Origin of the sequence: Campylobacter concisus, assembly GCF_902460665.1 — a bacterium.
Classification (GTDB): Bacteria; Campylobacterota; Campylobacteria; order Campylobacterales; family Campylobacteraceae; genus Campylobacter_A; species Campylobacter_A concisus_AL.
Genome location: NZ_CABPUR010000001.1, coordinates 636,854 through 644,971 on the forward strand (window position 1 = coordinate 636,854; position 8,118 = coordinate 644,971).

The 8,118-nt window shown below is 37.7% G+C and carries 6 protein-coding genes; 3 read left to right on the forward strand and 3 right to left on the reverse strand.

The genetic code is table 11. From position 1 onward, the window contains the following. Positions 1-7: 7 nt before the first annotated feature. Together purC and F3G66_RS03320 are read right to left on the reverse strand one after the other, a co-directional pair. On the reverse strand, positions 8-718 hold the full coding sequence (gene purC / locus F3G66_RS03315) for a phosphoribosylaminoimidazolesuccinocarboxamide synthase (protein WP_021091373.1): 711 nt from the start codon (positions 716-718) through the stop codon (positions 8-10). 17 nt (positions 719-735) lie between these two features. Beyond that, entirely contained in the window at positions 736-2,007 is a 1,272-nt protein-coding gene (locus F3G66_RS03320; RefSeq protein WP_223154206.1) for a S41 family peptidase, read from the reverse strand. A gap of 252 nt (positions 2,008-2,259) precedes the next feature. On the opposite strand from F3G66_RS03320, the gene F3G66_RS03325 reads away from it, so the two are divergent. Then, positions 2,260-4,833 (forward strand): ATP-dependent Clp protease ATP-binding subunit, encoded by a 2,574-nt coding sequence (locus tag F3G66_RS03325; RefSeq protein WP_149707129.1) that lies wholly within the window; start codon positions 2,260-2,262, stop codon positions 4,831-4,833. Between the two features lie 104 nt (positions 4,834-4,937). On the opposite strand, the gene F3G66_RS03330 is transcribed toward F3G66_RS03325, so the two are convergent. Continuing rightward, positions 4,938-6,476 (reverse strand): inorganic phosphate transporter, encoded by a 1,539-nt coding sequence (locus tag F3G66_RS03330; RefSeq protein ID WP_149707130.1) that lies wholly within the window; start codon positions 6,474-6,476, stop codon positions 4,938-4,940. A 130-nt stretch (positions 6,477-6,606) separates the two neighbouring features. Between F3G66_RS03330 and F3G66_RS03335 the strand changes: the two genes are divergently transcribed. Both F3G66_RS03335 and F3G66_RS03340 read left to right on the forward strand, forming a co-directional pair. Further along, a complete protein-coding gene (locus F3G66_RS03335) occupies positions 6,607-7,509 on the forward strand; it encodes a Ppx/GppA phosphatase family protein (RefSeq protein ID WP_149707131.1) in 903 nt (300 codons plus the stop codon). A 30-nt stretch (positions 7,510-7,539) separates the two neighbouring features. Further along, positions 7,540-7,971: a GatB/YqeY domain-containing protein gene (locus F3G66_RS03340; RefSeq protein WP_149707132.1), complete on the forward strand. Its 432-nt coding sequence runs from the start codon at positions 7,540-7,542 to the stop codon at positions 7,969-7,971. Positions 7,972-8,118: the final 147 nt, after the last annotated feature.

The window sequence follows — 8,118 nt, forward strand, 5'->3', positions numbered from 1 at the left end:
TTTGTCCTTAAGAAAGAATTCTTCTTAAAACTTCTTCGTAAGCGACTTTTACGCTACCAAGGTCTTGTCTAAATCTATCTTTGTCAAGTTTTTCATTGGTTTTAGCATCCCAGAATCTACAACTATCAGGGCTTATTTCATCAGCTAGAATGATATTGCCGTCTTTGTCGATACCAAATTCTATTTTAAAATCAACTAGTTTTAGATCTCTTTCGGCAAAAAATTTAAATAATATAGAGTTGATCTCTCTTGCTGTGTGTCTTAGAGTTTGAAGATCTTTTTCGCTCTTTACTAATCCCATAATAATACAGTGCTCATCGGTTACTAATGGATCGTGTAAATCGTCGTTTTTGTAGTAAAACTCAACAAGTGTAAAAGGTAGAACTGTGCCTTCTTTTATGCCAAGCCTTTTGCTAAGTGAACCAGTTGCGATATTTCTAACAACAACTTCAAGAGGTATGATCTCGCATTTTTTGACTACTTGCTCAGTGTCGCTGATAGTCTCAACTAAGTCAGTCACGATGCCTTTACTCTCCAAAAGCTTAAAAAGCTGTGTTGAAATTTTATTATTTAATGCGCCTTTACCAGCTTCGTTACCTCTTTTTTGAGCATCAAATGCTGTTAGATCGTCTTTAAATTCAGCCACAAGCAGATTTGCATCGTCTGTGGCATACATTTTTTTACCTTTTCCCTCGTAAATAAGCTCTCTTTTTTGCATGGAGATCTCCTTCTAATTTATTGTTTTATTTTTAAAATTTTGATCGTATCAATTGCTGTTTTTAATTGAATATCTTCATCAACTTTTTTTTGCGTGATTATCTTTTTATCATCTTTTGCTTCAGTTTTATTGCCCTCGCTTGTAGGATTTATCTTATTTAGCTCGCTTTTTAGGTGTGCTTTTAGCTCGCTCTCTTTGATGCTAAATGCACTATCGTCACTTTGCGGCACTTTGCCAGGATGCACGACTACATCAGGCGTTACGCCAACTGCTTGGATAGTTCTGCCACTTGGCAAGTAGTATCTTGCGATGGTTAGCCTTAATGCTTCTGTATCGTCTATTGGAAGGATTACTTGAACACTTCCTTTGCCAAAGGTATTTTCGCCAATTATTACAGCACGTTTATGATCTTGAAGTGAGCCACTTACGATCTCGCTAGCACTAGCACTTCCGCCATTTACTAGTGCAACAAGCGGTAGTTTTGAAAGAGTTTTACTCGCACTTGCTTTATACTCTACATTTTCAGATGCATCGCGGCCTTTTTGAGAGACGATGACGCCGTTATCTACAAAAAGATCAACTAGATCGACAGCTTGATTTAAAAGTCCGCCAGGATTGTTTCTAAGATCAAGTATGATGCCACTTGCTTTTGGATACTCTTTGATTGCTTCTTTTACCTTTGTAACAACATTTTTGTCAAAATTTGTAACACGCACGTAAAGAATGTTGTCATTTTCTATCATTTTTGCATAGACAGACTCAACTTTTATAAGATCTCTTATGATCTTTACGTCAAATGGTTTTTGCTCACCTTTTCGCAAAATTGTGATAGTTATTGGAGTTTTTGGCTTGCCGCGCATTTTATTTACTGCCTCATCTATCGTTGTACCAATAGTTGAGTTGCCATCTATTCTTAAGATAATGTCGCCTGATTTTATACCTGCTTTATCAGCTGGGGTATCTTCTATCGGTGAAATAACGGTTAGTGCGCTATCTTTCATGCCAACTGTTATGCCAAGGCCACCAAATTCTCCACTTGTTTGCACCTGCATATCTTTGTAAGCTTTTTCATTTAAAAAGCTTGAGTGGGCATCTAAATTTTGCATTAAACCAGCAATGGCTTTATCGATGATCTCTTTAAATTTAATGTCATCAACATAGTATTTTTCAACGGTTGAAATTGTTTTTGTAAGTTTTGAAAGTGCTTCAAGTTTCGCACTCGCCTCATCTTCAGTTTTAGCAAAAAGCGCATTTACTGCTACGCTTGAGATGAGTAGGGCGCCTGTTATTTTTAGCGCAAAAGATCTAGTAAATTTGTTCAAAATATCTCCTATATTTTTTGGCTCAATTTTATTAACATTTGGCTAAAAAAAGCATAAATTTAGCCTTATATTTTTAGCTTTTGTCTATTTTTAACACAAATTTATAACAGCAAATTTTAGCAATTAAATAAAAAGAGTGACAAATGTTATAAAAATACTTGACAATATAAGACTAAAGTTATATAATGCCGCCATTATAAAATAACTTAAGGAGCTTTAATGGCTGACATAACAGAAAATTTAACAGCGCAGATGCAAGAGACACTTGAAAAAGGCGTTAGCTTAGCGATATTTTCTAAAAATCCGCAAGTTGTGCCACTTCACGTCTTTTGGGCTTTGCTCGCTGATAGTAATTCTATTTTAAATCAAGTATTTAATAAGATGAACATAAGCAAAGACGCAGTCGAGCTTGAGATAAAAAGCAAGATCTCATCACTCCCAAGCAGCTCAAACGTCACAAAAGATAACGTTTCAGTTTCGAGAGAGCTTATAAATTCGCTTGAAAATGCAAAAGCTTTAATGGTAAGCATGGGCGATAGCTACATAGCTGTTGATACATGGATCATCTCGGCTCTTGAGCTTAGTGAGATCAAACAAATTTTAAGCAAATTTTGCGATATCTTAGAGATCAAAAAGAACCTTGAGAGCATAAGAGGTGGTAAAAAGATAGATAGCCAAACTGGCGATGATACCCTTGATAGTTTAGAGAAATTTGGTATCGATCTAACGCAAAAAGCGCTAAATAAAGAGCTTGATCCAGTCATCGGCCGTGATGAAGAGATCACTAGGATGATGCAAATTTTAATAAGAAAGAGCAAAAACAACCCTATCTTGCTCGGTGAGCCAGGTGTTGGTAAAACAGCCATCGTTGAGGGGCTAGCTCAAAAGATAGTGGCTCGCGATGTGCCAACAAGCCTTGCAAACAAGCGTGTCATCGCGCTTGATATGAGCGCAGTTGTAGCTGGCGCAAAGTATAGAGGTGAGTTTGAAGATAGACTAAAAGCTGTCATTGACGAGGTCAAAAAAGCTGGTAATATCATACTTTTTATAGATGAAATTCACACCATAGTTGGAGCTGGTGCGAGCGAGGGCGGAATGGACGCTGCAAATATCCTAAAACCAGCTCTTGCACGTGGCGAGCTTCACGCTGTTGGTGCTACGACATTAAAAGAGTATAGAAAATACTTTGAAAAAGATGCGGCGCTTCAAAGGCGTTTTCAACCAATAGATGTTAAAGAGCCAAGCGTAAATGAAGCTTTGCAAATTTTACGTGGTATAAAAGAGCGTCTTGAAGTTCATCACGGCATCACGATAACAGATAGTGCGCTAGTTGCCGCTGCAAGACTAAGTGACCGCTATATTGCAAACCGCTTCTTGCCAGATAAAGCGATCGACCTTATAGATGAGGCAGCAGCTGAGCTTAAGATGCAAATAGAGAGCGAGCCATACGAGCTTTCAAAGATAAAACGCGAGATCGTAACGCTTCAAGTAGAAAAAGAAGCTCTAAAGATGGAGGATGCGGATAAAAATAAAGAAAGACTTGGCGAGATCGAAAAAGAGATAGCTGACCTAAATGAGAAAAAGCTAGCACTTGATACAAAATTTGAAAACGAAAAGGCAGTTTTCGGCGGAATTTCAAAAGCAACAAAAGAGATTGATAGTCTAAAATCACAAGCTGAGATAGCAAAAAGAAATGGCGATCTTCAAAAGGCTGCCGAGATAGAATACGGCAAAATAGCTGACGCTAAAAAGCACAAACACGAGCTTGAAGAAAAATGGGAGAGTATGAAAAAAGAGGGCGTGCTTCTTAAAAATCAAGTCGATGAAGAGCTTGTGGCTGAAATTTTGAGCAAATGGACTGGAATTTCAGTTAAGAAAATGCTAACAAGCGAAAAAGAAAAGTATCTGCATATCGAAGAGCATCTAAGAGAGAGCGTTGTCGGTCAAGATGACGCATTACACGCACTTGCGCGTGCTGTTAAGAGAAACAAAGCAGGGCTAAATGAAGGTCAAAGGCCTATTGGTTCGTTTTTATTCCTTGGACCAACAGGCGTTGGTAAAACTCAGTCTGCTAAGGCTTTGGCTAAGTTCTTATTTGATGATGAGAAGGCGCTTATCCGCTTTGATATGAGCGAATATATGGAGAAACATAGCGTGAGTAGGCTTCTTGGTGCGCCTCCAGGATATGTGGGCTACGATGAGGGCGGTCAGCTAACAGAGGCAGTTCGCAGAAGACCTTACTCAGTCATACTTTTTGACGAGGTTGAAAAGGCTCATAAGGATGTATTTAACATACTTCTTGGCATACTTGATGATGGACGTGCGACTGATAACAAAGGCGTAACGGTTGATTTTAAAAACACGATCATCATTTTAACTTCAAACATCGCTTCAAATTTAATAATGGAGCTAAAGGGCGAAGACCGTGACGTAGCTGTTAAAAACGAGCTTAAAAACTACTTTAAACCTGAGTTTTTAAATAGACTAGATGATACTATCATCTTTAATCCTTTAAACGAGCAAGGCTTGATATCTATCGTTGAGATCATGTTTAAAGAGCTTGAAAAAACTCTTCACAACCGCGGTATCAAGGCAGTTTTAAGCGAAGAGGCTAAGAAATTTATCGCAAAAGCTGGCTTTGACATAGTTTATGGCGCAAGGCCTCTTAGAAGAGCGCTTTACGAGCTAGTTGAAGATAAGATTGCTGATATGATCTTAAAAGATGAGCTTGAAAGTGGCGATGAGATCACCATTGATAGCGATGGTGAGAAGATCATCATTAAGAAAAAATAACTTCAAATTTACTTGGCAGGTTGGAACAACTTGCCAAGCTCTCATATAAATTTTATACAAAAATTATCTAAAAAATAGGGCGGTTTAGCTATTTAAAAATATGACTAAACGCCTAAAAATTTAGCAAGGGCAAAATAAAATATAGCTGATGAGATAGCAGCTGCTGGAAGCGTGATGAGCCAAGCAAGGATGATTGGTCTTACCATTTTCCAGTTTGCATTTTTATTTACGATACCGATACCCAAAACTGCGCCTATTAGGATATGCGTAGAGCTAACTGGTATACCAAGCTTTGTAGCTAGAAGTATGACGATACTTGAGGCAAGCTCCGCGCTAAAGCCAGTTGTAGGTAAAATTTCAGCTAGTTTTGAGCCGATGGTGGTGATCACCTCTTTGCCTAAAAACCAAAGTCCAACGACAAGCGAAATTCCAAAGGTTACCATTGCGATGCTTGGTATGGGTGAGCTTTCGTTTATAGAGCCAGTTTTTAGTACGTCGAGTACGGCTGCAAAAGGTCCAACTGCGTTAGCGATGTCGTTTGCTCCATGTGAAAATGCAAAAGATGAAGCTGTAAAAATTTGAAACCATGAAAAAATTCTATTGATACTCTTTTCGCTATCGTTTTTGCTCATGACATTTATGATAGCAAGGCTTGCAAGATACGCTAGAGCACCGATGACGAAGATGATCCAGATAGTTTGGATGATGCTAAAGGCTAAATTTATATGCTCAAGCCCTTTAAAAAGCATCATCGACGAGATCACCATCGCGGCAAATCCAGCGATGATTGGGATGTGCTTTTTCATCGCTTTAAAAGTGTCTATCTCTTTTTCACCATCTTTCATGATGCGAATTTTTGAGCGGTACTCGCTGTATTCAGTGGTTTCGATCTCGTCCTCGTCGATAACTGCGATCTTTGAAAGAGTAGCTATTTGCTCCTCAGCCGGCTTTGTTTTTAGTGCTTTTACAAAGCTTTCTTTATAAGCTTTTCGTTCAGCTTTTAGAGCTTTTAGATTCATTTTAAGTTCATGTGTTGGCTCAATAATCTTACTTTTTACGTAGCCAAATATTATGTAAGACATCACGCCGCCAAGCAGTGGCGAAATGACCCAACTTACGGCGATTCTGCCGATCTCGCTCCATGAAACCATGCTAAATGGCTCTGGATCTTTTATCATAAAACCCATAGCAAGTCCTGCACCAACGATGCCACCGACAATCGAGTGGGTGGTTGAGACTGGTAGACCTTTTTTAGATGCGTAAAAGAGCCAAAGACCAGAGCTAAGAAGGGCTGAGATCATGATGATGACAAATTTCATCGGATTTAGATCGCTTGGAAATTTCACGATCTCGTTTCTAATCGTATTTGTAACCTCTGATCCTGCAAATATAGCACCGCTAAGCTCAAAAATGGCTGCGATGATGAGAGCTTGTTTAAGCGTAAGAGTCTTAGCGCCAACACTTGTGCCAAAGCTGTTTGCAACGTCATTTCCACCGATATTAAAGGCCATGAAAAGACCAAACATGCCAGCGATCAAGAATAAAAAGTAGTTATTTGTCGGGATGTACTGATAGCCCCAAACGAAAAATCCAACGCTACAAATTGCAAAAATAACAAATGCCAATAAGTTATCTCGAAGCAATCAAGCCCCCTTATAAGGTTTTTGATAGGGATTATATCTTGAAAAATATTAAAGTTTTTAGAATTTTTCAACTTTAAATGATACTAAATTATCATATGTTAGAATCTGCAAAAATTTTTAAGGATAAATTTTGGTTATAGCGATCGATCTTGGCTCAAACACATTTCGCGTAGCACTTGTCAAAAAAGAGCAAAATGGCTTTAGTAATGAGCAAATTTATGAAAAGATAGTAGGAGCTGCTAGAGGGCTAAATGAAAGTGGCAAGATAGCAGATGAGTCTAAAAATAGGCTCTTTGAAGCGATAGCGGAGGCTAAAAATAAATTTGATTTTGATAAATTTAAATGCGCAGCAGTCGCGACTGAGGCTTTTAGGGTAGCGTCAAATAGTGAGGAAATTTTTAGCGAGATAAGAGAGAAATTTGGCATAAATTTTCATATCATCAGTGGTAAAGCAGAAGCAAAGCTTACATTTTTGGGTGTTCAAAATGCTTTTAAAAAGCTTGGAATAAATGAAAATTTTAGCGTCATTGACATCGGTGGAGCAAGCTCAGAGATCGGTGAAGATGGAAATTTTATGAGCTTTAAATTTGGCATTATTACATTTTTTGAGAAATTTAAAACACTTGATTTAATGCAAGAAAATGCAAAAATTTATACAAAAGATGCAAGAGGATTTTTAAATAGCTTAAAAAATAGATTTATCGTGCTGACTTCTGGCGTACCTACCACCATAGTAGCGCTACGACTTGGACTTAACTATGAGAATTATGATCCAAAAAAAGTAAACGGATTTGAGCTTAGAGATGATGATCTTGCTTGGTTTGTGGATGAGCTTTTAAAGATGGATGATAAGAGCGCTGATTTGGCGGTTGGAAGAAATAGAAAATATCCGCTAATCGCTGGAACGCTGCTTTTGGAGGAGCTTTTAATCGGGCAAGAAGCAAAATTTTTAGTTATCGATGATGGGCTTAGAGAGGGTGTTGGGGTGGCTTATCTGCAAGTAAAATTTCAAGAAATTATCACAAATTTTTAGTTAATATTTCAAAAATTTAAAGGAGAGGAAATGAGTATAAGAGAGCAAATTTTAGCTGATATAAAAGAGGCTATGAAGGCAAAAGATGAGTTTAAAAGAGATACGTTAAGAACGCTAAATGCAGCACTTAAGCAAGTTGAAGTAGATCAAAGGATCGAGATGACTGACGAGGTCGTGCTTCCACTACTTCAAAAAGAGATCAAAAAGAGGGCTGACTCGGTTGAGCTTTATATAAAAGGTGCTAGAGAGGATTTGGCTAAAAAAGAGCAGGGCGAGATTGAGCTTATTAAGGCATATTTGCCAGCACAACTAAGCGATGAAGAGCTTAAAGAAAAAATAAAAAATATTATTGAAAGAGCTGGCAAAAATTTAGGCGCTGTAATGAAAATAGCAAAAGATGAGATCGGAGCAAGTGCTGAAGCAAAACGCATAAGTATGATCGCAAAAGAGCTTTTGGATTAAAATCCACAATTTTATAAAACTTCTAATTTTTGGAAACTTACTTCTAAATGTGTGTAAGTTTCCAAAAAATCAAATACGACTTTCATTTTAAAAAGATATATAAAAGCATAATACTTATATGAATATATTAAAAGGTAAAATACAAGC